We start from the raw sequence: 26,283 nt of genomic DNA, 5'->3' as shown, positions 1-26,283 counted from the left end.
CCCGCCCCACTCCGGAGTGTGCTGTATGTCACATACCAAGCGAAGGAGAGGTACATGACACAGACGGTCCAGCCGACTGCGGTACAGACGTCCCTGACACCTCAGGAACGAGTCGACCTGTGGTTGGCGAGCTTCGAATCCGCTCTCGCCGCGCGTGACGTCGACCGCGCCGCGGGCATGTTCGCAGTCGACAGCTTCTGGCGCGACCTGGTGGCGTTCACCTGGAACCTCAAGACGGTCGAGGGACGCGACGCCGTCGCCGCGATGCTCCACGCACGCCTGGACGACACCGACCCCGTCAACTTCCGCACCACCGAGACACCGGACGAGGCCGACGGCGTCACCTCGGCATGGATCGAGTTCGAGACCGCGACGGGCCGGGGCAAGGGACACCTGCGCCTGAAGGGCGACGAGGCGTGGACCTTCCTCACCACCATGCAGGAGTTGAAGGGCCACGAGGAACGCCGCGGACGGAACCGCGTCAAGGGTGCCGTCCACGGCTCCGGCGGCGACACCCTGAGCTGGGCGGAGAAGCGGGAAATCGAGGAGCGGGAACTCGGCTACACCCGCCAGCCGTACGTTCTGGTGATCGGCGGCGGCCAGGGCGGCATCGCGCTCGGCGCGCGGCTGCGCCAACTCGGTGTCCCGGCCATCGTCGTGGACAAGAACGAACGCCCCGGCGACCAGTGGCGCAACCGGTACAAGTCGCTGTGCCTGCACGACCCGGTCTGGTACGACCACCTGCCCTACATGCCGTTCCCGGACAACTGGCCGGTCTTCGCGCCGAAGGACAAGATCGGCGACTGGCTGGAGATGTACACCAAGGTGATGGAGATTCCGTACTGGTCGTCCACCACCTGCACGTCCGCGACGTTCGACGAGGAGACGAAGGAGTGGACCGTCGTCCTCGACCGCGACGGCGAGGACGTGGTGCTCCACCCGAAGCAGCTGGTGCTCGCGACCGGCATGTCGGGCAAGCCGAATGTTCCGTCGTTCCCGGGCCAGGACGTCTTCCGGGGCGAGCAGCACCATTCGAGCCGGCACCCCGGTCCGGATGCCTACGTGGGCAAGCGCGTCGTCGTCGTGGGTGCCAACAACTCGGCTCACGACATCTGCAAGGCGCTGTTCGAGAACGGCGCCGACGTGACGATGCTGCAGCGGTCGTCCACCCACATCGTGAAGTCGGACTCGCTGATGGACCTCGGCCTCGGCGACCTCTACTCGGAGCGCGCGGTTGCGGCGGGCATGACGACGGAGAAGGCCGACCTCACGTTCGCGTCGCTGCCGTACAAGATCATGCACGAGTTCCAGATCCCGATCTATCAGAAGATCGCCGAACGGGACAGGGACTTCTACGACCGACTGGAAAAGGCCGGATTCAAGCTCGATTTCGGTGACGACGGCTCCGGTCTGTTCATGAAATACCTGCGCCGCGGATCCGGCTACTACATCGACGTCGGCGCGTCCGAACTCGTCGCAGACGGCAGCATCCACCTCGTGTCCGGGCAGGTCGACCACCTCACCGAGGACGCCGTGGTTCTCACCGACGGGACGGAATTGCCTGCCGACCTCGTCGTCTACGCCACCGGCTACGGGTCCATGAACGGGTGGGCCGCCGACCTCATGGGTCAGGAAGTGGCCGACAAGGTCGGAAAGTGCTGGGGCCTCGGCTCGGACACCACCAAGGACCCCGGACCATGGGAGGGCGAGCAGCGCAACATGTGGAAGCCGACGCAGCAGGAAGCGCTGTGGTTCCACGGCGGCAACCTGCACCAGTCGCGGCATTACTCGCTGTACCTCGCTCTGCAGCTCAAGGCCCGGCACGAGGAGATCCCGACACCGGTGTACGGGCTGCAGGAGGTGCATCACCTCAGCTGATCGGCCCTGATATGCAGCGGCGCCCTCACTCGTCGAGTGAGGGCGCTGTTGAATCGTGAATACGCTTACCTCGCTTCGAGGACCCCGGTCATCTGCTTGACGGTTTTGGCCGCGAGCACCTCGAATGCGAGGCGGGCGACGGGGTCGGCGAATCGCGCCAGGCCGGTGAATTCGAGGTGGGCGCGGTAGGTGATCGACGTGGAGGCGTCGTCCACCTTCTCGAACGCCAGATCGTCCGACGTGGTGGCCGTCTTGTTGCGACCCTCGAAGGCGACGTGATCGGGGTCGTCGCGGGTCATGCGGTAGGTGAGTTCGGTGGTGCGGCCGAAGAACGACGACACGTTGTGCCATTCCGTGCCCACCGCCACCGGACCGGGGGTGGTCTGCTCGCACGTGTCGGTCCCGGGATCCCAGGCCTCGGTGTTCGCGAAGTCGCGCAGGTACGCGACGACTTTCTCGAGCGGTGCGGCGACGATGAACGTTCTACTGACCTCGGCCACTCGGGCCTCCTATACGCAGTCGCGGCAGATCGGCTGTCCACCCTCTTCGGACGCGAGACGCGACCGATGATGGACCAGGAAGCAACTACTGCAAGTGAATTCGTCGGCCCTCTTCGGAACGACGCGGACAGTGAGTTCCTCACCGGACAGGTCGGCGCCGGGCAGTTCGAAGGACTCCGCCGTGTCGGTCTCCTCGACGTCGACGACGGACGACTGCGAGTCGTTCCTCCGTGTCTTCAGTTCTTCGAGCGAGTCCGCGGCGAGTTCGTCGTCGACGGTAACCCGTGGTGCGTCGTAGTCGGTTGCCATGACTTCCTCCCTTTGGCTCATGTTCCCCGTGTCGTGAAATTCCACACTTGCGGGGCACGGTTGCTAGACAACGCACCGATCCCGCGTTTTGTTCCCGGGCGGCCACAGCTCACCGCGTGATTGCGGGATGCCCGTTCCGGGTACCACTCAATCAGCCGATCGGAAGGTGGTCAGTTGATGACGAGTGCCCACGACGAGCTCGGCAATCCCGTGCCGGACCCGGAGCCGGTGCCGCCGGATCCGAGCCCTCCGCCCGTCCCGCCGACGCCGTCGCCGCCTCACCCGTTTCCGCCCGAGCCGGGGCCGGAACCTGCACCTCCCGAGCCCGGGCCGCAACCGGAGCCGCCGGAACCTCCGGGACCTCCGCAGCCCCCGATTCCCGAGCCGACTCCGCCGTTTCCGCCGCAGATGCACGGGCGGGACCACTCCCTGTAGGTTAGCCTCACCTACAGGGAGGTATGTGGATGCGAACGCTCGACCGTCGCAAGTTCCTGAGCGTGAGCGCCGGGGTCGGCCTTGCCGTCGTCGCCGCAGCGTGTTCCTCGGGAACCGCAGCAGACACTGAAGGCGGCACCCGGACGGTGACGCACAAGAAGGGAACGACCGAAGTCCCGGACAACCCTCAGCGCATCGTCACGGTCGGCTACTCCGACCAGGACACGCTCCTCGCGTTCGGACGTCAGCCGGTCGGCGTCACCGACTGGTACGGCGACTACCCGGACGCCACCTGGCCCTGGGCTCAGGACGCGCTGAGCGGGACGCACCCCGAGGTCTTCAACCGCGGACAGTTCACCGGTGAGGCCAATTTCGCGTACGAGGCCATCGCGAAACTCGATCCCGACCTGATCCTCGCGCTGTACATCGACGTCGACGACGACGCGTATCAACGACTCTCGGCCATCGCGCCCACCGTGACGACGTCGCCGGACTACCCCGATTTCGGCATGCCGTGGCAGTACGCCGTCCGGATCGTCGGCACCGCCCTCGGCGAGGACGAGAAGGCGAACCACCTCGTCGCCGGCGTGGACGACCTGGTGGCGCAGCAACGCGCCGCCCACCCCGAGTTCGAGGGCAAGACGGTTGCGGTCGCCGAGCTGGGCGACGCCGGCACGTTCTACGTCCGCTCCCCGAACGACCCTCGTTCACGCCTGATGACGTCGCTCGGGTTCGTCGTCCCGGAGCGGATCGCGCAACTCGCAGGCGATCAGGATGCGTTCACCATCAGCAAGGAGCAGTTCGACATCGTCGACGTCGACGTCCTCGTCTGGAACGTGGGCAGCAGTCCCGGCGCCGAAGCGAAGATCACCGCCGACCCCGTCTATCAGTCGCTACCGGTGGCAAAGGCGGGGCGGGCCGTGTTCGTCGACGACCCCACCGTCTCCGGCGCGCTCACCTGGGGCACCGTCCTCAGCCTCCCGTACGCCGTCGAGGCACTCGTGCCGAAACTGGCGGAGGCCGCCGCCAAACCGGCCTGACGCCGCGCTCACCCGGACTGGTCTTCGAGCCGGGTGAGCGCCACCAGCGTTCGGACCCCGTGAATCATGGCGCGCTCGTCGAGGTTGAAACCCGGCTGGTGCAGTTCCTGCCGGGTGCCGGTCCCGTCCCACACGCCGAGTCTGGCCATCGCGCCCGGAACCTTCTCCAGGTACCACGCGAAATCCTCGCCGCCGCTGGACTGATGGGCCTCGGCCAGGTGGTCGAAGCCGACGACCGATTCGATCGCCTCCCGTAGGTCGGCGGTGCAGTCGGGATCGTTGACGACGGGCGGGACGCCCTGCAGATAGGAGAGTTCGTACCGCACGTTGTACGGCGCGAGCAGGTGACCGATCGTGTCCGTGACCAGCGGTTCGAGCGAGGCCCACGTCTCGCGGGACGCGCTGCGCAGGGTGCCGACCAGTTCACCCGACTCGGGAACGGAGTTCGCGACCTGCCCGGCGGCCACCTTCCCCCAGGTGAGGACGGTCGCGGTCCGGGCATCGATCCGGCGGTCGAGCACGGACGACAGACCGGTCACCAGGACGGCCGCGGCGTGGATCAGATCGCCGGTCAGATGGGGTCGCGCGGTATGTCCCCCCGCCGACCACAACCGCACCGTGACAGAGTCGTTGGACGACGTGATCGGCCCGGTCCGGGTGGCCAGTTTGCCGACCTCGAGATTCGGATCGCAGTGCAGTGCAAAGATTTTCGACACCCCGTCGAGTGCGCCCGCGGCGATCGTGTCGACCGAGCCGCCGGGGGTCGTCTCCTCCCCAGGCTGGAAGACGAGCCGGACCCGGGACGGCGGCGGGTATTTCGCCAGGACGGATGCCGCCCCCATCAACATGGTGGTGTGGGCGTCGTGACCGCACGCGTGTGACACCCCGGGCACCCGCGACTCGAACGGGAGACCGGTCGTCTCGGCGATCGGCAGCGCGTCGAGGTCGGCGCGCAGCGCAATGCACTCGCCCGTGTCCGGACCGACGTCGCACCACAGGCCGGTTCCGCCGGGCAACAGGACGGGTGCGAGCCCCAGACCGACGAGGTGGGCGCGCACGACGCCGGTGGTCCTGCGTTCCTCGAACGACAGTTCCGGGTGCGCGTGCAGATCCCGGCGCCACTCGATCAGCTTCTTCTCGTCGAGCTCCGTCGACTCCGTCCAGTTCATGTCGGCGGTGTCGCCGCGGTCCCAGAACCGCGCGCTCCAATATCGCCGGGTTCGGCCGGCACCGGTCGACCTCGGGCCGAGCTCGCGCGGCGCGGGTGGCGCCTCCACTTCGGGAAGGTGCTCGGAGCGGCCCGCCGTCTCCGCGAGCAGCAGATCGACCACGTCGGTGAGCCGGCCACGGCGACCGAGCGCCTGACGTTGCCGGGCGGCGGAGCTGCCGTGGGCGGTGGCCTCGGCGGACAGCTCCACCACGGTGTCCCAGTCGCCGGTCTCCTCGAGCTGCGGCCGCAGCGAATTCACGAAGTCGCCGACGAGTTCCGCCGCAGGACGGGCCTGCGGAACCGTCACGTCGACGAGGTCCTCCTCCAACCCCGACCGCGCCGCCCGCCACAGTGCCGCCCTGGTCAGGGTGGGGACGACCTCGACTCCCTTCGTCCCGGCGCGCAAACCCTCCACCTCGCGTTCCACGAGCGCACGGAACAGTGCGGCGACGAGCACGACCGTGTCCAGTCGCGGGCAGCTGTCGCACACCCGCAACTCCAGGGTCGGAAGTTTCACCGACGGCCGGACGTCGAAATACGCCATACCGGGGTCACTGATCACCCCACTGGCGACCAGGTCGTCGATCAGGGTGCCGTATTCGGCAGCCGAGGAGACCGGCGCGGCCGGACCGGTGCTCGGCCAGCGCAACCACAGCAGCGTCCGCGCGCTGGCATAGCCGGTGTCCGCACCGTCGGACCGGAACGGGGAACTCGCGCTGAGCGCCAGGAGGACGGGCATGTGCGGAGCGACGCGATGCGCGACCTGCACGGCCTCGTCGCGGTCGGGCAGGTCGACGTGAACCTGCGTGCCGCAGATCAGCTGCTCGCGGGCGAGCACCTGGTAGTCCGCGAGCATGCGCCGGTAACGCTGCGTCCCCGTCACGTGCATCTCGGCGGGCAGCGCCAGCGGCATCGAGCCCGCGGCCGCCACGCCGATGCCGAGCCCCTCGGCCGCGTCGATCAGCACTCTCCGGTGCCGCTCCAGGTCGTTCCGCAGGCCGGCGAGGTCGGCGTACACGCCACTGTTGACCTCGACGACGCACTGCTGGAGTTCGTCGACGAACACCCCGTCGGGAAGTCGTGCCAGCAACTCCGGCGCGCGGGTGGTCAGGCGCCGGGTCTTGCGATCGATGAGGTGGAATTCCTCCTCGACGCCCACCTTCCGTGGGTCGCTGGCGAGCACGATGTGCCTCGATTTCTATTTCTCTGTGGCACCCTCGGTGTCGTCGAAGAACGCCCAGGTGCCGTCCTCGTCGACTTCCATCCGCCATCCGAGTTCGGAATTGTCTGCGCGAACGTCGACGAACCATGCGTGCGCGTCACCGGCGCTCGGGATCTCCTTCGTCTCGACGACACTGCCCTGGGGATCGATCACTCGGTATTTCGCCATGGTCGACGGGTTCCCCGCCCGCCCCGGTCTGAACCATCGGACGGAATATCCCGTCCGCCCGCGCAGTTACATCATCTAATTGATGGTTCAACTATCACGAGGAGTGGTGGCATGGAACTCGGGTTGACGACGTTCGCCGAGGTCGGTTCCGGCGGAACCGGGGCGGTGTCCCCGCGGCAGCGCCTGAAGGATCTGCTGGAAGAGGTCGTCCTCGCCGAGCAGGTGGGCCTCGACGTGTACGGCGTCGGTGAGCACCACCGCGCGGACTTCGCCGCGTCGGCACCCGCGGTCGTGCTGTCGGCCGCCGCCGCCCGGACGTCCCGCATCGCATTGACCAGCGCGGTCACCGTCCTGAGCTCCGACGACCCGGTGCGGGTGTTCGAGGAATTCGCCACCCTCGACCTGATCTCCGACGGGCGTGCCGAGGTGATGGCCGGTCGCGGCTCGTTCACCGAATCGTTCCCGCTCTTCGGTTACGACCTGGCCGACTACGATGACCTGTTCGTCGAGAAACTCGGCCTGCTACTCGCCCTTCGCGACTCGGAGACCGTGAACTGGTCGGGACGGCACCGGGCGGCGCTGACGGACCAGTCCGTCTACCCACGGCCCGAACGTCCCCTTCCCATCTGGGTCGGGGTCGGCGGCAATCCCGAGTCGGTGGCCCGCGCCGGACTGCTCGGCCTGCCGATGGCGCTCGCGATCATCGGCGGACAACCCGCCCGATTCGCACCGCTGGCCGACCTGCACCGTCGTGCGGTGTCGGAGGGTGGGCACGAACCGCAGCCCATCGCCGTCCACGCGCACGGTTACGTCGCGGACACCGAGGACCGGGCGGTGTCGGAGTTCTACCCGTCGTACGCCGCGGCCATGACCGGCCTCGGACGCGAACGCGGGTGGGCACCGATGAACCCGCAGGCATTCGACGGTCTGCGCGGACCCGGCGGTTCGCTCGTGCTCGGCAACCCCGAGCAGGTGGCCGAGAAGATCGTCGGCATGCGCGACACCCTGGGCATCGAACGGTTCATGCTGCACCCCAGCGTCGGGCCGCTGCCCCACGACAAGGTGATGCGCGCGATCGAACTGCTCGGCACCAAGGTGGCCCCGCTCGTCGAGCAGGCGTGATTCCTGCGGTGGCGGTGCGTTAACCCGTACCGTCACCCATCACCGCGCCCTCCCGTCGTGGGTCCGCGCCGCCGACCCACCCCGAGTCCTGGCGCTGCAGCGCACTGAGCCCACTGGACTGCGGCGCGACCGACACCTGGTGACCCATCGCCCGCAACTGCACGATCAACGGGTCGTCGGCGCCGTCGTTGGCCGCATTGATGTTCGGATGCTCCCCACCGACGCCGGTGACCGGGGTGTTGGCGGCCCCGAAGTCGACCGCCGACACCGCCTGCTGCGGGTTCAGACCCCAATCCAGCATTCCCACCAGCGTTTTCACGACGAACTGGATGATCACCGAACCGCCCGGCGACCCCGTCACGTACTGGACGTCCCCCAGCGAACCGTCGCTGCCGCGGTCGAAGACGAGCGTCGGCGCCATCGAACTGCGGGGTCGTTTACCCGGTTCGACGCGGTTGGCGAGCGGCGTCCCGTCCGGTCCGACGGGCTGGGCCGAGAAGTCGGTGAGCTGATTGTTGAGCACGAAGCCGTCCGTCATGTGGAACGAGCCGAATGCCGATTCCACCGTCGTCGTCATCGACGCGACGTTGCCGTACCGGTCGGCGATCGAGATGTGGCTGGTGCCGTGTTCCTTGTCCTGCGGCTGCACACCGAGCGGGACCGGACCGAAGTCTCCGGGTTGCGCGGTGCCCATGCTCTTGCCGGGGTCGATGAGGCCGGCCCGCTGCTTCAGGTAGTCCTCGTTCAGCAGTGTGTCGAGGGAATTGCCCGGCAGCGGAACGAAATCGGGGTCCGCGACGTACTTGTCCCGGTCGGCGTACGCCAGTCGCTCCGCCTCGGAGATGAGATGCACGGCCTCCGCCGTCGGCTTTCCGCCGTTGTCGTCGAGGTTCGTGGGCCCGTACTCCGACAGGTCGAAGTTCTCCAGGATGCCGAGCGACGCCGCGACCGCGGTGCCGCCGGACGACGGGTTGGGCATGCCGCAGATCTCGTGGTCCCGATACGGCGTGCACAGCGCCGTCCGTTTCTTCGACTGGTAGTTCGCGAGGTCGTCGAGAGTCATCTGTCCGGGGGTGCGCCCGCCCGACGCCGTCGCCGTCGCATCGACGATGCCCTGGGCGATGGCCCCGGTGTAGAAGGCGTCGGCACCGCCCGCCGCGATCGCACCGAGCGTCTTGGCCATGGCCGGGTTCGTCAGCTTCGTGCCCGCCGGTTTGGGGCTGCCGTCCGGATTGAGGAAGTATGCCTTCGACGGCTCGTCGAGCGCCAGATCGGGTGCGGACTCGGCGATCTGCCCGCCCATCCGGGGGCTGATCTCGAGTCCCTGGTCCGCGAGCGAGATGGCCGGGTCGAACAGTTCCCGCCACTCGTCCCGGCCGTGTTCGCGGTGCGCCAGCTCGAGCATCCGCACCACCCCGGGAACCCCGATGGACCGCCCGCTCGCCCGGGCGTCGGGTTTGGGTTCGGTGCGGTCGGTGTCGCTGATCCAGCGGAGGTAATTCTCCGTCGCCGCCATCGGCGCGACCTCACGCCCGTCGTACGCCTCGACGCTCTTCTGCCCGGCGTCGTAATAGAGCAGGAACGCCCCGCCCCCGATTCCGGAGGACTGCGGTTCGACGAGCCCGAGAACGGTCTGGGCCACGATCAGCGCGTCGGCGGCCGTGCCCCCGTCCCGCAACACCTCGCACGCGGCCTGCGTCGACACGGGATTGGCGGTGGAGACCGCGTACGACGCGGTGTTCACCGGCACCATCCCGGAGCGGTACACCGTGGCGATCTCGGGGTTGGTCGCGAGGTTCTGGGTGGTCGGCGCCGGGCCCGGGGGCGGCGGCGCCTTGGCGATCGGGGTGCCGTTGGGAACGTCCGCACACGTGGCCGCCGGATCGCTCTGCGGTTCCTCGTCCGACGCGCACGCGGCCAGCATGCCGACGCAGAGAGCCGCGGCCAACGAGGCCCGAATTGCCGTTCCGATTCCCGTCACAGGACCCATCACCGAACCCTAACAGCGGGGATCCGGTGCCGACCGGCTAAAGACGAGGTCCGAAGTGCCGGGTGAGAATTCGGTAGCCGAGCTCATGGAGGTGGTGGTGCTCGGGCCACCGGTCGCGGGTCCACGCCGGGTCGGTGTGGGCGGCGGTGATCGCGGCGGTGGTGGACGCATGCAGATCGAACTCGAGATCCCGGCAGAGTTCCGCGACGGCATCCGGTTCCCGCGCATCGCCGAGCCGCCCGATCGTCCCGGCCACCTGGTCGTCCGCGTCGCGCAGGATCCGCCGGTACGAGCCCGGAAGCACGGTCCACAGCACAAGGAGCGCCACCGCCACGCCGAGAACGGTCTCGAGAAGCCGGTCCCGGGTGACCGCGACGAGGTCCACGTGCGTTCCGAGACCGCCGAGAACCAACGCGAGCGGGGTGATGAACACCATCGCCAGGCCGTAGTTGCGGACGAGGAAGGCTTCCGTCCCCGCCATCAGGAGCGCGACGACGAGGACCAGCGCGGCCGCCGACAGGTCGAGGGTCGCGAGCGCGGCGAGCAGAGCGAGTCCGAGCACCGTTCCGAAGAACCGGTGCAGCCCGCGGTACGTCCCCAGCACCCGGTCGGGACCCTGGTGCAGGATCATCGCCGCGGTGATCACGGCCCAGTCGGGCCGGGCGACACCGAGACCCAGCGCCAGGAGACCGGCCGCGGGGCACGCGACCAGCAGTCGTGCGACGATCGTCCAGGACCGGCCCCGGAGATGGGCCGCCCGCGCGAGCCGGTAGCGGATCGACGGCCTGGGCAGCGGTACCTGCGGCCGCAGGTCGTCTTCGTCGGAGGCGTGGTCCGCGTCGAGGCCATGCACCGTGGCCGCGCACCGCAGGTGAGCCGCACGCAACGTGCGGGTCAGTGGATGATCACGGCCGACGAGGGCGGCGTCGTGCAGGCACTGCCAGGCGGCGTGAAGCGACCGCACCGCGTCCCGGCGGGCATTCGGTGCGGGCGTGCCGGAGAGTGCGGCGTCGACCGCGGCGACCGCGGTCGCGACCGCGGCCCGCTCGGGGGTGCGTGGACGCGCGAGCAGCCCCGACATCGACACGAGCAACGCCGACACCGCACCGGCCGCCGCCCAGGACGTCACCTCCGCCACGGAGACACCGAGGGCGGGCAGCGCGGACGAGATCTCCACCGTGAGCAGCGGAAGAAAGGCACCGGGTGCTCCGAGCCGCAGCCCGTCGACGACGAAGGCGCAGACGGCCACCACGACGGTCATCGCGAGGACGAGCGCCATCCCCCACAGCGCGGAACCGCCCGCCGCGGTCGCGTCGTGAACGAACGCGCCGACCGCGGCGCCGACACCGGCCAGGAGCACCATCACGGCGGCGGCGATCGAGACCACCCGCCACCGCACCCGGTACGCCCTGCCCTCGCCGTAGACGACGGCGAAAGCTCCCAAAGTCGCCGTCGCGGCGACCGCAGAGTGTCCGAGCGCGACCCCCGCCAGCGCGGGCAGACACGCCGCCATTCCGGCGCGGACCACTCCCGGCCAGCGCCGACCTTGCTTGGGCACCCCCAGAAGCAACGACCGTGCCGGGGCCGGCGCGGGGATCGGCACACCGTGATCCCGGTGATCCCGAGACCCGGTTCCCTGATCCTGCGCTCCTACCGACACGACCACACAGACTACGAGCGGTCGAGTCACTCGAAACAGTCGATGAGGTGCATCTCACGTGGGTGCGCGGTACCGATCAGGCGTGGGGGCGGTGGAGCGGGCGCCCGTATTCCGCGGCGAGCAGGCCGAGAGCGACGGCACCGGCGAGCAACCCGAAGTCGCGCAGTGCGACGTCGTAGTACCCGGACAGCGTGACCAGGTTGACGATGATTCCGGCCAGCCAGGCCGCGACGACCCAAGCGCCGATCCGCGGCATCACGGCGACGAGGATTCCTGCGACCACTTCGATCACGCCGACGGCGTACATGCCCTGCTGCGCGGTCCCCGGCAGGATGCCGTCGATCCACGGCGCCAGGTAGGCCGGCCAGTCGGTGAGCCAGTTCGTGAACTTGTCCAGCCCGAACAGGATGGGCGCCACGGTGAAGACCGTGCGCAGTACGAGAAAGGCCTGATACCCGGGGTCGGCCAGGGTGTGCGAACCGTGGCTGACCTCGTGGGGTGTGTTGGTAGCCATGACGACTCCTTCTAAAAACTATGTATCTTGACTATAGAATTCCCGGCACAATTAAGTCAACGATTCTCGGTTTTACAATGGGTCCATGGACGACACTCCACGCTCGGACGTCTCGGCCGTCTCCTCGCTCGACGAACCGGTGCGCAGGCGGGTGTACGACCACGTGCGCGCGCAAGCGACCCCGGTCAGCCGCGACGACGTCGCCGAGGCGCTGGGACTCGCCCGCTCGACGTCCGCGTTCCATCTCGAGAAGCTGGCCGACGAGGGGCTGCTGGCCGTCGAGTTCGCGCGGCGCGGGGGGCGGTCGGGTCCGGGCGCGGGGCGGCCCGCCAAGCTCTACCGACGATCCGACCGTGAGTTCTCGGTACACCTGCCCGAGCGGGCGTACGCGCTCGCCGGCGAGTTGCTCGCCCGGGCGATCGAGGACGCGGATTCCACCGGCGCATCACCGCGGGCGGCCCTCTCCGCGCGTGCCCACGACTTCGGGCGCGGCCTCGGCGCCGACACGGGCTGCACGGACGACGATCTGCTCGCGGCGCTCGCGACGTGCGGTTACGAACCGCGCCGCAGCGACGGCACCCTCGTCCTGGTCAACTGCCCGTTCCACGCGCTCGCCCGGCAGCACACCGACATGGTGTGCGGAATGAACCTCGCGCTGTTGTCCGGACTGCTCGACGGCGCGGGATGCGAGGATCGCCGCGCCACGCTGGCACCCGCCGAGGGGTACTGCTGCGTGCGGATCGAAAGTGAGCAGCCACCCGCACGTGAGTGACAAAGCGTGCCCCGGGACGCTTCGGCACTCACCTGGGGTTGGCGCCGACGACGACGGTGGCGTCCATCTCCTCCGAGGTCTCGATCCGGGTGATCAACCCGGCGTCCGCGAACGCCTCCGCGGTGAGCGGGGCCTGACCCGCACTGGTCTCAATCAATAGATAACCGCCCGGCGCGAGCCAGTCGCGTGCCCCGAGGGTCACCCGCCGCTGGATGTCGAGTCCGTCCGCGCCGCCGTCGAGCGAGACCCGCGGCTCGTGGAACCGGGCCTCCGGCGGCATCAACCGGATCGCGTCGGTGGGCACGTACGGGGCGTTGGCCACCAGGACGTCGATGCCTCCCCGCAGCGTGGTGGGCAACGGCTCGTACAGGTCGCCCTCGAACACCCGGCCTGGGTCCGGGACGTTGCGTCGCGCGCACCGGACGGCGGCGGCGTCGATGTCCACCGCATACAACTCGATGCCGTCGCCCGTCTCGGCGAGCGCCGCACCCACCGCGCCCGAACCGCAGCACAGGTCGACCACGACAGCGTGCGCGCCCGCGAGGGCGGCGGCCTGCTCGACGAGGAACGCGGTACGACGACGCGGCACGAACACCCGCGGATCGACCGCGATCCGGAGCCCGCAGAACTCGGCCCAGCCGAGGACGTGTTCGAGAGGGACGCCTGCGACGCGGCGGTCCAGCATCGACGCGAGTTCGTCGGACGTCCGGGCCGCGGAGACGATCAAACGGGCCTCGTCCTCGGCGAACACACAGCCGGCGGCGCGAAGCCTCGTGACGAGAACGAATTCGAGGGACGGTGAGAGAGACACTGACATGGGAGAGCCTTCCGGAATGCCGATGGGCGCTCTCCCGGTCACCTTATGTCGGTACGACCGCGCGGTCGCGGAGTGAGAGCACCCGACCTGAACGAACGGACACAGGTCTCACCTCCTCGATACGGATCCTGCTCGGAGTCGCCACACTACCTTCATCCGCGGTCGCCGGGCATCCGAATAACCGGAAGTGGTGTGGACCGGAGCGGCGGCGGGTATCCCATGTGACCTGCCCGAATTGACCAGGTAGATCGATCGATGGTGATGCTCGGACCGCTGCCTCCGCATGGTGGTGGCGGATACAATCGAGGTTTCCGCGCTATGTATGGCGGATCTCGGATAGGACCCCGATATGGCCGATCAGGCGAAGCTCCTCGACTATCTGAAGCGAGTGACCGCGGAGCTCTACCAAGCGCGGGAAAAGCTGCGCGAGGTCGAGGGTGTGAGCCGCGAACCGATCGCCATCATCGGGATGGGCTGCCGGTTCCCCGGCGGGGTGCGATCGCCGCAGGACCTGTGGCGGTTGGTGGAGTCCGGCACCGACACCGTCGCCGGGTTCCCCGAGGACCGGGGCTGGGGCCTGGCGGACCTCTACGATCCGACGGCCGAGCAGGCCGGCAAGACATACACGGTGCAGGGCAGCTTCCTCGACGATCCGGCGGGGTTCGACCCCGAAGTCTTCGGCATCTCGCCGCGCGAGGCGCTGGCGATGGACCCGCAGCAGCGGCTTCTGCTGGAGACGAGCTGGGAGACGTTCGAGCATGCCGGCATCGATCCGCGGTCGATGCACGGCCGCCAGGTCGGCGTCTTCACGGGGCTGTCCGGCATCGACTACGCGGCGCGGGCGGGCGGCATGCCGCCCGAAGATCTCGAGGGGTACTTCATCACCGGCAACGCCATGAGCGTTGCGTCCGGCCGCGTGGCCTACAGCTTCGGCCTGAACGGGCCCGCGATCACGGTGGACACCGCATGTTCGTCGTCGCTGGTGTCCATTCACCTCGCCATGCAGGCGCTGCGCAGCGGCGAGTGCGAGTTGGCGCTGGCGGGTGGGGCGACCGTCATGGCGACCCCCGCGGTGTTCGTGGAGTTCAGCCGCCAGCGTGGGCTGGCCCGGGACGGCCGGTGCAAGGCATTCTCTGCCGCCGCGGACGGCACGGCGTGGGGCGAGGGCGCGGGGATGGTCGCGTTGGAACGCCTGTCCGACGCAGAGCGCAAAGGTCGCCGGATACTGGCCGTCATCCGCGGCAGCGCCGTGAACCAGGACGGCGCCAGCAACGGCCTGACCGCCCCCAACCGGCAGGCTCAGGAGCGGGTGATCGCGCAGGCGCTGGCCAATGCGGGACTCGGCCCGGGCGACGTCGACGTGGTCGAGGCGCACGGCACCGGCACGAAGCTGGGCGATCCGATCGAGGCGTCCGCCCTGCTGGCCGGTTACGGACGCGACCGCCCCGCCGACCGGCCGCTGTGGCTCGGCTCGGTGAAGTCGAACCTCGGGCACACCCAGGCGGCCGCCGGCGTCGCCGGGGTGATCAAGATGATCATGGCGATGCGGCACGGCGTCCTGCCGCAGACTCTGCACGTCGACCGGCCGACCCCGCACGTCGACTGGTCCGCCGGTTCGGTGTCGTTGCTCACCGAGAACCGGGAGTGGCCGGCGTCCGATCGGCCCCGGCGGGCGGCGGTCTCGTCGTTCGGCATCAGCGGCACCAACGCCCATGTCGTCCTGGAGGAGTCCCCACCGGTCGAGCCCACGGCGTCTGAATCAGCCTCTCCCCCGGACGAAGTCGTGGCCTGGTTCGTCTCGGGCCACACCGAGCTCGCGCTGCGCGCCCAGGCCGAGCGGTTGCGCGACTACGTCACCGAGCACCCGGGCCTGACGCCCGCCGCCGTGGCAGGCGCACTGCTGGGTTCGCGTGCCACGTTCGACCACCGCGCCGCCGTGATCGGCGCGCGGCCGCAGGGCCTGCTGAACGGCCTCGACGCGCTCAGCCGAGGCGCGCCCAGCGCCGACGTCGTCACCGGCGTGGCGTTGGAAGCCGGCGACCGGCCGGTGTTCGTCTTCCCCGGCCAGGGTTCGCAGTGGGTGGGCATGGCCACCGAACTCCTGGACACGTCGCCGGTGTTCGCCGACGCCGTGCGGGAGTGCGCCGACGCGCTGGCCCCGTACACCAACTTCTCGTTGCTGGACGTGCTGCGCGACCGTGATCCCGCGGCTCTGGACCGGGTCGACGTGGTGCAACCGGCGCTGTTCGCGATGATGGTCGGTCTCGCGGCATTGTGGCGTTCCCACGGCGTCGAACCGGCGGCCGTCGTCGGACATTCGCAGGGCGAGATCGCGGCCGCGTATGTCGCGGGCGCGCTGAGTCTTTCGGATGCGGCGCTCGTCGTGGCCGCGCGCAGCAGGGTGATCGGCGCGTCGGCCCGGCGTGGCGGCGGGATGGCCTCGGTGGCACTGCCGGCGGACATCGTGCGGGAGAAGATTCAGCCCTGGGCCGGCGCCGTCGAGGTCGCGGCGATGAACGGGCCGTCCGCGACGGTGATCTCCGGACCCGTCGACGCCCTCGACCTCCTGGTCGGCCAGTTGCAGGGCGACGGCGTCCAGGCCAGGCGGATCGCCGTGGAATACGCGTCGCATTGCGCGGACGTCTCCGTCCTGCGGGAACCCATTCTCGATGTCCTCGCGTCCATCACTCCCCGCCGGTCGCGAATTCCGTTCTACTCGTCGGTGACCGGTGGTGTGCTGGACGGCACCGCACTGGACGCGGACTACTGGTACCGGAACCTGCGACGGACGGTCCGCTTCGAGCAGGCGACGAGATCGCTGGCCGCGGACGGGTATCGACTGTTCGTCGAGTCGTGCAGCCACCCCGTCCTCACCGTGCCCTTGCAGGAAACCCTCGACGCGGCGGGCGTCGCCGGCCGCGCCATCGGGACCATCCGGCGCGACCGCGCGGGCCTGCGCCAGTTCACCGCCGCACTCGCCGAGGCACAGGTGTACGGACTGCACGTCGAGTGGGATCGGGTGAGCTGGGCGCGGCACGACGATCGGCAGCAGTGGGTGGACCTACCCACGTACGCTTTCCAGCACCGCCGCTACTGGCTGGAAAGTCCGGTTCCGCAGGGCGATTTCGCGTCGACCGGTATGGAAACCGGGGGGCATCCGATGCTCGCCGCGTCGGTCGAGCTCGGTGACGGCCGGGGCGCGGTGTTCACGGGTCTGCTTTCGCCACAACGCCTTCCGTGGCTGAGCGACCACGGTGTCAGCGGCACCGTCATTCTGCCGGGCACGGCTTTCGTGGAGCTCGCCCTGCACGCGGGGAACCGCGTGGGGTGCGGCAGGCTCGAAGAACTCGCCATCGAAGCACCCCTGGTGATTCCCGCCGAGGGTGAGGCGGCATTGCAGGTGAGCGTGCTCGCCGACGGTGAATCGGGCCGATCCACGGTGTCGGTGCACTCCCGGCCTGCCGATGCCGCGCAGGACACCCCGTGGACCCGGCACGCCACCGGAACGCTCACGGCGGCCGTCGACACCGCCGATTCCCCCGAACAGCAATGGCCGCCCGCCGATGCCACGCCGATCGACGTCCGGGGTCTGTACGACGTGCTCGACGAGGCCGGCTACGAATACGGCCCGGCCTTCCGTGGCCTCCGCGCGGCGTGGCGGCGAGGCGACGACCTGTTCGGCGAGGTGCGGCTGAGCGGAGAGGACCCTGCTGCTGCGGTCGCGGGATACGGAATCCACCCGGCGGTGCTCGACGCGGCGCTGCACGTGATTGCGCTCGGGGCCGCGGACACCGGTGTCCGGCTGCCGTTCGCCTGGGACAAGGTGCAGCTGCACGCCGTGGGCGCCACCGCCCTGCGCGTGCACGTCACCACGACCGGACCCGAGCGCTACCGGGTCTCCGCGTACGACGCGGCAGGCGGACCGGTGCTGACCGCTGAATCGCTGGCACTGCGGCCGCTCGGGGAGTCGGGTGTGCCCGCCGCCGGGGTCCGAGACAGCCTCTACCGCGTGGAATGGATGCCGGTGGGTGCGTCCAGCACGGCTCCGGCAGACCTGATGCCGCTCGAGGAGGCGCTTGCCGGCGGCGATCCGGAAGGTCGCGTGCTGTGGCTCGACCGCGAACCGGGCGACGAACCGGACACGCCGACTCGAGCGCACACCGCCGCGGAGGCGACGTTGCGGGCGGTCCAGTCCTGGCTCCGCGAGGATCGCCTGGCCGATACCCGGTTACTGGTCACGACGAGGCTCGCGGTGGCGGTCCGCGACGACGATCCGGTCGACGACGTGTCAGCCGCCCCCGCGTGGGGACTGATCGGCGCGGTGCAGAACGAGCACCCGGACCGCATCACGCTGGTGGACCTGGACGTACACGCCGGTGACCCTTCGCTGATCGCCATGGCCCTGGCCTGCAACGAGCCTCAGCTGGCCATCCGGGACGGTGTACTGCTGGCGCCCATGCTCGCCGCGGTGACGCCCGCCGCGTCGGCACCCGAACCGGGACCCGCACGCTTCGGCCCGGACGGCACGGTCCTGATCACCGGCGGCACGGGAACCATCGGCAGACTGATCGCCCGCCACCTCGTCGTGCGGCACGGGGTGCGCCGTCTGGTGCTGACCGGCCGGCACGCACTCGATGCCGACAGTGCGGCCGAACTGCGTGCCGAGTTCGCCGAGTCGGAGGCGGAGGTCAGCGCTGTCGCCTGCGACGTGGCCGACCGCGCCGCGGTGGCCGCTCTCCTTGCCGGCATTCCCGACCTGTCCGGCGTGATCCACGCCGCCGGGGTGCTCGAGGATGCCACCGCCGCCACCCTGACCGAGGACCAGTTGCACGCCGTCCTCCGTCCCAAGGTGGACGGTGCCTGGCATCTGCACGAACTCACCCGGGACCGCGACGTGTCGGCGTTCGTGCTGTTCTCCTCCGCGGCGGGGGTGCTCGGCGGCGCAGGCCAGGCGAACTATGCGGCGGCGAACGTCTTCCTCGACGCACTCGCGCAGCACCGCCGTGCCCGCGGGCTGCCCGCGACGTCGATGGCTTGGGGACTGTGGGACCGGCCCAGCGGCATGACGTCCCATCTGAATGCGGCCGACCTCGACCGGTTGCAGCGCAGCGGCATCGACACCATCAGCCCGGAATCGGGTCTGGCCCTGTTCGACGCTGCCCTCGCCGTGAACCGTCCGTTGATCGTGCCGATACGGCTCTCGACGAGGGCCTCTCGATCCGAGGGCGAGTCGCTGCCACCGATCCTGCGCCGGGTGCTCGGCGTCCGTCGTCGCCGTGCCGCGGCGGCCGATTCCCCGACCGGCCTGGCCGAGGAGTTGCGGGCGCTGGACCCCGGGGAGCGGCACAGCCGGGTGCTCGACATCGTCACCACCCACGTGGCGGCTGTGCTGGGTCACGAAGGCAAGGAGGCGATCGACCCGGAACGTGCCTTCAAACAACTCGGTTTCGACTCGCTGACCGCCGTGCAACTGCGCAATCAACTGGCGACCGCCACCGGTGTGCGACTGGCCGCGACGGTGGTGTTCGACCATCCCACCGCGGACGCGCTGACCCAGGAACTGGTGGCGCGCCTGCTCGGGGACGATGCGGCTCCGCAGCCGGCCGGGCCGACACGTGCCCGCAGGGACGACGACCCGATCGTGATCGTGGGGATGGCGTGCAGATACCCGGGCAAGGTGTACTGCCCGGAGGACCTGTGGCGGCTCGTCCACGACGGCCGCAACGCCGTGGGCGCGTACCCCCACAACCGGGGCTGGAATCTCGACGAGGTGTACGACCCCGACCCGAACCGGGCCGGCACCACGTACATGAAGGAGGGCGGGTTCCTCTACGACGCAGACGAATTCGACGCCGCGTTCTTCGGGATCAGCCCGCGCGAGGCGATCGCGATGGACCCGCAGCACCGGCTGCTCCTCGAGAGCGCCTGGGAAGCCTTGGAACAGGCCGGAATCCGGCCGACCGCGCCCGGCCTCACCGACACCGGCGTGTACGTCGGGCTGATGGGCGGCGACTACGGCTTCCACCTGATGACTCAGCGCAACGTCGACGCCGAGGGCTATCTGATGACCGGGACGAGCAACAGCGTCGCGTCCGGCCGGATCTCCTACTCCCTCGGCTTCACCGGTCCCGCGGTCACCGTGGACACGGCCTGCTCGTCGTCGCTGGTGGCCATGCATCTGGCGGCGCGAGCACTCCGCGACGGGGAATGCGCGCTGGCGCTGGCCGGCGGGGCGACGGTGATGGCCACACCCGGTGTGCTGATCGAGTTCAGCCGCCAGCGCGGGCTCGCCTCGGACGGACGCTGCAAGCCGTTCTCCGACCGGGCCGACGGCACCGGGCTCAGCGAGGGCGCGGGAATGGTGGTGCTGGAGCGGCTCAGCGACGCCCGGCGCAACGGCCACCGGGTGCTGGCGATCATCCGCGGATCGGCGGTCAACCAGGACGGGGCCTCCAACGGATTGACCGCCCCGAACGGGCCGTCCCAGGAACGGGTCATCCGCCAGGCGCTGGCCGACGCCTCGCTCGGCCCCACAGACATCGACGCCGTGGAGGCGCACGGCACCGGCACCACGCTCGGCGACCCGATCGAGGCGCAGGCGCTGCTCGCCGCGTACGGGCAGGGCCGGGAGGGCCGGCCGCTGTGGCTCGGTTCCGTCAAGTCGAACATCGGCCACTCCCAGGCGGCGGCGGGCGTCGCAGGCGTGATCAAGATGGTGATGGCGATGCGGCACGGGATCCTCCCCCCGAGCCTGCACGGCGACGTCCCCACCCGGCACGTCGACTGGACCGCGGGCGAGGTCTCGCTGCTCGCCGAATCGGTTGCCTGGCCGGAGACCGGACGGCCCCGGCGGGCGGCCGTCTCGTCGTTCGGTATCAGCGGCACCAACTCGCACATGATCCTCGAACAACCGCCCGAGGACACGGCGCCGGAGGTCTCTCCGTCGACGTCGCCGCTGGTCTGGGTGATCTCCGGAAAGACCGGGGACGCGCTGCGGGCGCAGGCCACCCGGCTGGCGGAGTTTCTCGACACGGACGAGTCCGAACTCCCGGATCCGGCCGACCTCGCCTACTCGCTGGCCACCACCCGATCCGGTTTCACCCACCGCGCCGCGGTGATCGGCGAAACATTCGCCGACCTGCGCGACGGCCTCGCCCGCATCGTCACGGGGCGCCCCGGCGGCAACGTCGTCACCGGGACGAGTGCCCGCGGCAAGACGGCCTTCATGTTCACCGGCCAGGGTGCGCAGCGCATCGGGATGGGCCGCGGCCTCTACGAGGCCTACCCGGTGTTCGCGCGGGCACTGGACGAGGTCTGCTCCGCACTCGACGAACATGTGGAAACCCCGGTACGGCAAGTCATCTGGGACGAGTCCGACGGTGGCGGTGCGAAGCTCGACAGCACCGAATACACCCAGCCGGCACTGTTCGCCGTCGAGGTCGCGCTCTATCGGTTGCTGCGGGACTGGGGAATCACCCCCGATTACCTGATCGGCCATTCGATCGGCGAGATCACCGCGGCACACGTCGCGGGGGTGTTCAGCCTGCCCGATGCCGCCGCCCTGGTGGGTGACCGTGGCCGGTTGATGCAGTCGACCAAACCGGGGCTGATGATCGCCGTACGGGCACGCGAGGAAGACGTCCTGCCGCGGATCGACGGCCGCGTCGATCTCGCGGCCGTCAACGGCGCCGACTCCGTCGTCCTCGCCGGCAGCGAACGCGACGTGCACGCCGTCGCCTCCGAACTGTCCGCCGCCGGACTGAAGACCACGAGTCTGCGGGTCGAGCGGGCCTTCCATTCGACCCTGATGGACCCCATCCTCGACCAGTTCGCCGCCGTGGTGTCGAGGCTGACGGCGCAGCCGCCGAAGATTCCGGTCGTCTCCAACGTCACCGGCCGCGTCGCCACCGCCGACGAACTCATGTCCCCGGAGTACTGGACCCGGCACATCCGGCACGCGGTGCGTTTCCACGACGGCGTCTGCGCCCTCGACGAACTCGGCGTCACCCGCCTCGTCGAAGTCGGCCCGGGCGCGGCACTGGCGGCACTGGCCGCCGAGGTCGTCCCGAACACGATCGCCACGCTGCCCGGGCGCGGGGACGAAACACACGGGATCATCGAGGCGGTCGCTGCCGCCTACGTGCAGGGCGCAACGATCGACTGGGATCGGGTACTGCCCGGTCGCCGCCGGGTAGCCTTGCCCACCTATGCATTCCAGCGCCGTTCCTACTGGCCGACGGCGTCCACTCGACATACCGGCGACCCGACCGAGCTGGGTCTGACCCCGGCCGATCATCCGCTGCTCGGTGCCGCGGTGACCCTCGACGACGACGCGACCCTGTTCACCGGACAGCTGTCCCTGCACCGGGATCCATGGCTCGTGCCACCGACGATCGACGACGGCGACCAGCCGGCGACCGGCGCAGCGAAAACACTGCTGCCGGCGGTGCCGATCGAACTCGCCCTGCATGCGGCCCACCACGTCGGTCTCGACCACATCGACGAACTCACGCTGGACCACCCGCTCGTCCTCCCGCCGTCGGGACTGGCCTCGATTCGCGTACTGGTGTCGCCGCCCGGCACCGACGGCGCTCGCACCGTCACGATCTCGTCGAAGTCGGGTGACACCGACGGCCCGGACAGCTGGGTTCGGAACGCTTCGGCGACGATCGACGACGTCGTCGGCCCCGCCGCCGGTGTGCCGCAGCAGGACCCGGGCGACACCGAGACCGAGGTGCGCCTCGACGACGGCACCGACACGACTGGATTCGGCATCCATCCGGAGCTGCTGCAGGCGGCGATCGAACCCCTCCTCGGGTGGGACGGCTGGCCGCTGACCTGGTCGGGGATCCGTCTGCACACCGTCGGCGCGGAGGCGATGACCGCCCGATTCACCCCCGGCGAGGACGGGCGGTATCGCGTTGCCGCCGTCGACCCCGCCGGTGAGCCGGTGCTGACCGTCGATGCCCTGCAGGTGGCGCAGAGGGCGGTCGACGGAGATGGCGCAGGCCGGTCGCCGTCCCTTCGACTGCACCGGGCGGCCTGGATCCCGGTGGAGGTGGCCTCGTCCGAACGGCCCCTCGGACCGACGGTCGTCCTCGACGCCGAGGGCTTCGGCGACCCGGGTGTCGGTTCGACGTTCCCGGGTTACCCCGACCTCGAAACGTTGCGGACCGCGATGCAATCCCGGCCGGACGACGACGATCTGCGTCCGTGGACGGTGCTGGTCGGGTGTGCGACCGAGGGCGACCACGGTCCGGACGCGGCTCACGACCTGTGCGCTCGGGTACTGCGGCTGCTTCAGGAGTGGCTCGACGACGAGGCCGTCGCCGACAGCCCACTCGTGATCGTGACCCGCAACGCCATGGTCACCGACGACGGGCACGACCACGACGCCCGTCCCGACCTCGCGGCCGCGGCCGTGTGGGGTCTCGTCGGCTCCGCACAGAACGAGAACCCGGACCGGTTCGTGCTGATCGACCTCGACGACGAATCCGACGCCGAGGCCGCGGTCACGTCGGCGCTGGCGAGCGGAGAACCGCAGTTGGCGGCCCGGAACGGCACCTTGCGCGCACCGCGGTTGCGGCGCATGCCCGCCGTCGACGAACCGACACCGTTCGATCCCGGCGGCACCGTCCTCGTCACCGGCGGCACCGGCACGGTCGGATCTCTCGTAGCCCGGCACCTGGTGACCGAACACGGGGCACGGCACGTGCTGCTGACCAGCCGGCGCGGACCCGACGCCGAGGGCAGCGACCGGCTGCGCAGCGAACTGAGCGGTCTGGGTGCCGAGGTGAGCATCGTTGCGTGCGATACCGCGGACGCGTCGGCGGTCGCCGCTCTGCTGGCCGGGATACCGCCCGAACACCCACTCACGGCGGTGATCCACGCCGCCGGCGTGATCGACGACGGCACCCTCGCGTCGCTCACCCCCGAGCGGCTCGACGCGGTCCTGCGACCGAAGGTCGACGCGGCCTGGAACCTGCACCTGCTGACCGCGAACAGCGACGTGCGGGCGTTCGTCATGTTCTCGTCGCTCGCCGGCATCCTCGGGGCCCCCGGGCAGGCGAACTACGCGGCCGCGAACATGTTCCTCGATGCCCTCGCCCATCACCGCCACGCCCTCGGGCTGCCCGGTCTCTCGATCGCGTGGGGCATGTGGGCGACACCCAGCGCCATGACCGACAACCTCGGCGCGATCGACCTCGCCCGTGCCCGCCTCAGCGGAATGATTCCCATGCCCGCGGCCGACGGCCTGGCCCTCTTCGACAGCGCGCTGGCCGCCGGTGCACCCACGGTCGCGGCCGCACGGTTCGACCACTCGGGCTCGGCCGCACCGTACGTTCCCGCCCCGCTGCGTGGCCTGATCCGGGAATCGCGCCCGCACGCCGCGGGGTCGGACGCGGTCGTGACCGCGAGCGGGGCCGGGCCGTCGGATTGGGCGCAGCGCCTCGCCGACCGGTCGATCCCCGAACAGCGGCACCTGATGCTCGATCTGGTGCGGGGCGGTGCAGCGACGGTGCTCGGCTACGACGCGTCGGATTCGGTGGACCCCGACCAGGCGTTCAAGGAACTCGGCTTCGATTCGCTGGCGGCCGTGGCGCTCCGTAATCATCTCGGTGCCGCCACGGGGCTGCGGTTGCCGCCGACCATGGTGTTCGACCACCCGAGTCCGCGTGCCGTCGCCGAGTTCCTGCGCTCCGAACTCGTCCCGGACCCGATGTCCGTCGCCCTGGCCGACGTCGACCGGCTGCGCGCGACCATCGCCGAACTCGGCGAGGACAGCGAGGCGCGGTCCGCCATCGCACAGCGCCTGGGAAGCCTGTTGGCCGAGGTCGGCACGTCCGACGATGCGCATGCGGCCGCCGTCGACAAGATTCACGCCGCGACGAGTGAGGAGATCCTCGACCTCATCGATCGCGGTCTCTGACCCGAAACAGTGCGGGTGATCGCCGCAGGGAACACCGGCCCCGCAGGCGATACGATCGTCGCCGTCACAGGCCTCGAAAGGAATCACACGCCCCATGCGCCGCACCCTTGCTCTGACCGCCCTCACCGTCTGCTCCGCGGCAATCCTCACCGCCTGCGGTGGCGACAGCGACACCGCCGCATCCGAGACCACTTCCGCCTCGGCGTCCGTTGCGGCGAGGACGACCGCCGCCACCGCCCCCGGCAGCCGAGTCTTCTCGGTCGCCGACGACCCGCAGACGGCCGCCGACTACCTGGCCTACCTGCGTGCGAACAACCAGACCGTCACCGACGACGACCTGGCGGTCCATCAGGCCGGCGAGATCTGCACCGCCCTCGACGCGGGCAAGCCCCTCGATCGGGTGCGTGAGGAGTGGACGCCGATGCTCACCAACGACGGCGTCTACCCGTACATCATCGGCGCGATCACGCGGTACTGCCCCGATCACGAGAATGTCCTCAACTAGTAGGCAGTAGGCGCTTCGCGCCCGTGCGCCTTTCTGGTTGTTGCAGCTACCAAAAAGGCGCACGGGCGGCGGAGCCGCCCCTGTGGGAATACCTGGACGCAGCGGGTGTTACACACCATGAAGTAGTTGAACAATCAATTACCTGAGTACGAGGAGACACCCCATGCCTGCCGTGACGGTCGACAACATCCTTGCCCTGCCGCGTATCGACGCACCCGCTCCCGGCGCCGTCGACCGCCCGGTCCGTTCGCTCACCACCGCACCCGTCGGATACGAGGGCGAAGGCTTCCCGGTGCGCCGCGCGTTCGCGGGCATCGACCTGCCCGCCCTCGACCCGTTCATCCACATGGACCAGATGGGTGAGGTCGACTACGCACCCGGTGAACCCAAGGGCACACCGTGGCATCCACACCGCGGCTTCGAGACCGTCACCTACATGATCGACGGCATCATGGAGCACCAGGATTCCAACGGCGGCGGCGGGACCATCGGCGGCGGCGACACCCAGTGGATGACCGCGGGTGGCGGCATCCTGCACATCGAGACCCCGCCCGAGCACCTGGTGACGAGCGGTGGCCTGTTCCACGGCGTCCAGTTGTGGGTGAACCTGCCGCGCGACAACAAGATGGCCGCGCCCCGCTACCAGGACATCACCGGCCAGAAGGTGGCCCTGCTGTCCTCGCCGGACGGCGGCGCGCTCGTTCGCGTGATCGCCGGTGACGTGGACGGACACCAGGGTCCCGGGTCCACGTACACGCCGATCAGCCTCGTGCATGCGACGATCGCACCGGGCGCGAGCCTGACGCTGCCGTGGAACCCCGAGTTCAACGCGCTCGCCTACGTCCTCGCGGGTGAGGGGCTCGTCGGTTCGGAGCGCCGTCCGATCCGAATGGGGCAGACGGCTGTCTACGGACGCGGTGACACGCTGACGATCGCCGCGGCCGACACGCAGGATTCGCGGACGAAGTCGTTCGAGGTGTTCCTCCTCGGCGGCAAGCCGATCCGCGAGCCGGTCGCGATGGCCGGACCGTTCGTCATGAACACCAAGGCCGAGGTGCTGCAGGCGTTCGAGGACTTCCAGGCCGGCCGCCTGGGTTCCGTTCCCGCGGCGCACGAAACGCTCGACTGACCCCACGTGAGTGGCAAAGCGTGCCCGGGCACACAATGCCACTCACGTGCGGAAGACACTGCGCGACAGACGGTCCGGCGCC

At 69.8% G+C, this 26,283-nt stretch carries 15 protein-coding genes; 7 read left to right on the top strand and 8 right to left on the bottom strand.

The window, feature by feature from the left end; genetic code table 11:
- Positions 1–54 precede the first annotated feature (54 nt).
- Positions 55–1,878, top strand: a complete 1,824-nt coding sequence (locus tag ACLIVD_RS02955) for an NAD(P)/FAD-dependent oxidoreductase (RefSeq protein ID WP_105419626.1) — start codon at positions 55–57, stop codon at positions 1,876–1,878.
- Between the two features lie 65 nt (positions 1,879–1,943).
- On the opposite strand, the gene ACLIVD_RS02950 is transcribed toward ACLIVD_RS02955, so the two are convergent.
- Both ACLIVD_RS02950 and ACLIVD_RS02945 read right to left on the bottom strand, forming a co-directional pair.
- Positions 1,944–2,378, bottom strand: a complete 435-nt coding sequence (locus ACLIVD_RS02950; protein WP_491931909.1) for an SRPBCC family protein — start codon at positions 2,376–2,378, stop codon at positions 1,944–1,946.
- A gap of 9 nt (positions 2,379–2,387) precedes the next feature.
- Positions 2,388–2,687, bottom strand: a complete 300-nt coding sequence (locus ACLIVD_RS02945; protein WP_491931908.1) for a DUF4193 domain-containing protein — start codon at positions 2,685–2,687, stop codon at positions 2,388–2,390.
- Between the two features lie 458 nt (positions 2,688–3,145).
- Here ACLIVD_RS02945 and ACLIVD_RS02940 point away from each other — a divergent pair, with 458 nt between their 5' ends.
- Positions 3,146–4,162: an iron-siderophore ABC transporter substrate-binding protein gene (locus ACLIVD_RS02940; RefSeq protein ID WP_317570848.1), complete on the top strand. Its 1,017-nt coding sequence runs from the start codon at positions 3,146–3,148 to the stop codon at positions 4,160–4,162.
- A gap of 8 nt (positions 4,163–4,170) precedes the next feature.
- Here ACLIVD_RS02940 and ACLIVD_RS02935 read toward each other — a convergent pair whose 3' ends face one another.
- Together ACLIVD_RS02935 and ACLIVD_RS02930 are read right to left on the bottom strand one after the other, a co-directional pair.
- Positions 4,171–6,555 (bottom strand): glutamate--cysteine ligase, encoded by a 2,385-nt coding sequence (locus ACLIVD_RS02935; RefSeq protein ID WP_280782978.1) that lies wholly within the window; start codon positions 6,553–6,555, stop codon positions 4,171–4,173.
- Between the two features lie 15 nt (positions 6,556–6,570).
- On the bottom strand, positions 6,571–6,762 hold the full coding sequence (locus ACLIVD_RS02930; RefSeq protein ID WP_009477291.1) for a hypothetical protein: 192 nt from the start codon (positions 6,760–6,762) through the stop codon (positions 6,571–6,573).
- 111 nt (positions 6,763–6,873) lie between these two features.
- On the opposite strand from ACLIVD_RS02930, the gene ACLIVD_RS02925 reads away from it, so the two are divergent.
- Positions 6,874–7,884, top strand: coding sequence for an LLM class flavin-dependent oxidoreductase (locus tag ACLIVD_RS02925; protein ID WP_491931907.1), 1,011 nt, complete (start codon positions 6,874–6,876; stop codon positions 7,882–7,884).
- A gap of 19 nt (positions 7,885–7,903) precedes the next feature.
- On the opposite strand, the gene ggt is transcribed toward ACLIVD_RS02925, so the two are convergent.
- The 3 genes from ggt to ACLIVD_RS02910 form a co-directional block, all read right to left on the bottom strand.
- Entirely contained in the window at positions 7,904–9,874 is a 1,971-nt protein-coding gene (ggt, locus tag ACLIVD_RS02920; RefSeq protein ID WP_491931906.1) for a gamma-glutamyltransferase, read from the bottom strand.
- 37 nt (positions 9,875–9,911) lie between these two features.
- Positions 9,912–11,402, bottom strand: coding sequence for an FUSC family protein (locus tag ACLIVD_RS02915; protein WP_491932841.1), 1,491 nt, complete (start codon positions 11,400–11,402; stop codon positions 9,912–9,914).
- Positions 11,403–11,610: 208 nt separating this feature from the next.
- Positions 11,611–12,048 (bottom strand): hypothetical protein, encoded by a 438-nt coding sequence (locus ACLIVD_RS02910; RefSeq protein WP_491931905.1) that lies wholly within the window; start codon positions 12,046–12,048, stop codon positions 11,611–11,613.
- A gap of 85 nt (positions 12,049–12,133) precedes the next feature.
- Between ACLIVD_RS02910 and ACLIVD_RS02905 the strand changes: the two genes are divergently transcribed.
- Positions 12,134–12,820 (top strand): helix-turn-helix transcriptional regulator, encoded by a 687-nt coding sequence (locus tag ACLIVD_RS02905; protein ID WP_491931904.1) that lies wholly within the window; start codon positions 12,134–12,136, stop codon positions 12,818–12,820.
- Between the two features lie 28 nt (positions 12,821–12,848).
- On the opposite strand, the gene ACLIVD_RS02900 is transcribed toward ACLIVD_RS02905, so the two are convergent.
- Positions 12,849–13,637 carry a putative protein N(5)-glutamine methyltransferase gene (locus ACLIVD_RS02900; RefSeq protein WP_491931903.1) on the bottom strand — a complete coding sequence of 263 codons (789 nt, stop codon included), beginning with the start codon at positions 13,635–13,637 and terminating at the stop codon, positions 12,849–12,851.
- Positions 13,638–13,986: 349 nt separating this feature from the next.
- Between ACLIVD_RS02900 and ACLIVD_RS02895 the strand changes: the two genes are divergently transcribed.
- The 3 genes from ACLIVD_RS02895 (at position 13,987) to ACLIVD_RS02885 (ending at position 26,201) form a co-directional block, all read left to right on the top strand.
- Complete coding sequence (locus ACLIVD_RS02895; RefSeq protein WP_491931901.1) at positions 13,987–24,567, top strand: SDR family NAD(P)-dependent oxidoreductase; 10,581 nt, start codon at positions 13,987–13,989, stop codon at positions 24,565–24,567.
- Positions 24,568–24,661: 94 nt separating this feature from the next.
- Positions 24,662–25,072 carry a DUF732 domain-containing protein gene (locus ACLIVD_RS02890; RefSeq protein ID WP_283332751.1) on the top strand — a complete coding sequence of 137 codons (411 nt, stop codon included), beginning with the start codon at positions 24,662–24,664 and terminating at the stop codon, positions 25,070–25,072.
- 163 nt (positions 25,073–25,235) lie between these two features.
- A complete protein-coding gene (locus ACLIVD_RS02885) occupies positions 25,236–26,201 on the top strand; it encodes a pirin family protein (RefSeq protein WP_491931900.1) in 966 nt (321 codons plus the stop codon).
- Positions 26,202–26,283: the final 82 nt, after the last annotated feature.

Source organism: Rhodococcus sp. G6(2025), from assembly GCF_058628105.1.
Note: the sequence above shows the minus strand (reverse complement) of the source record. Positions and strands in the feature narration are given on the sequence as shown.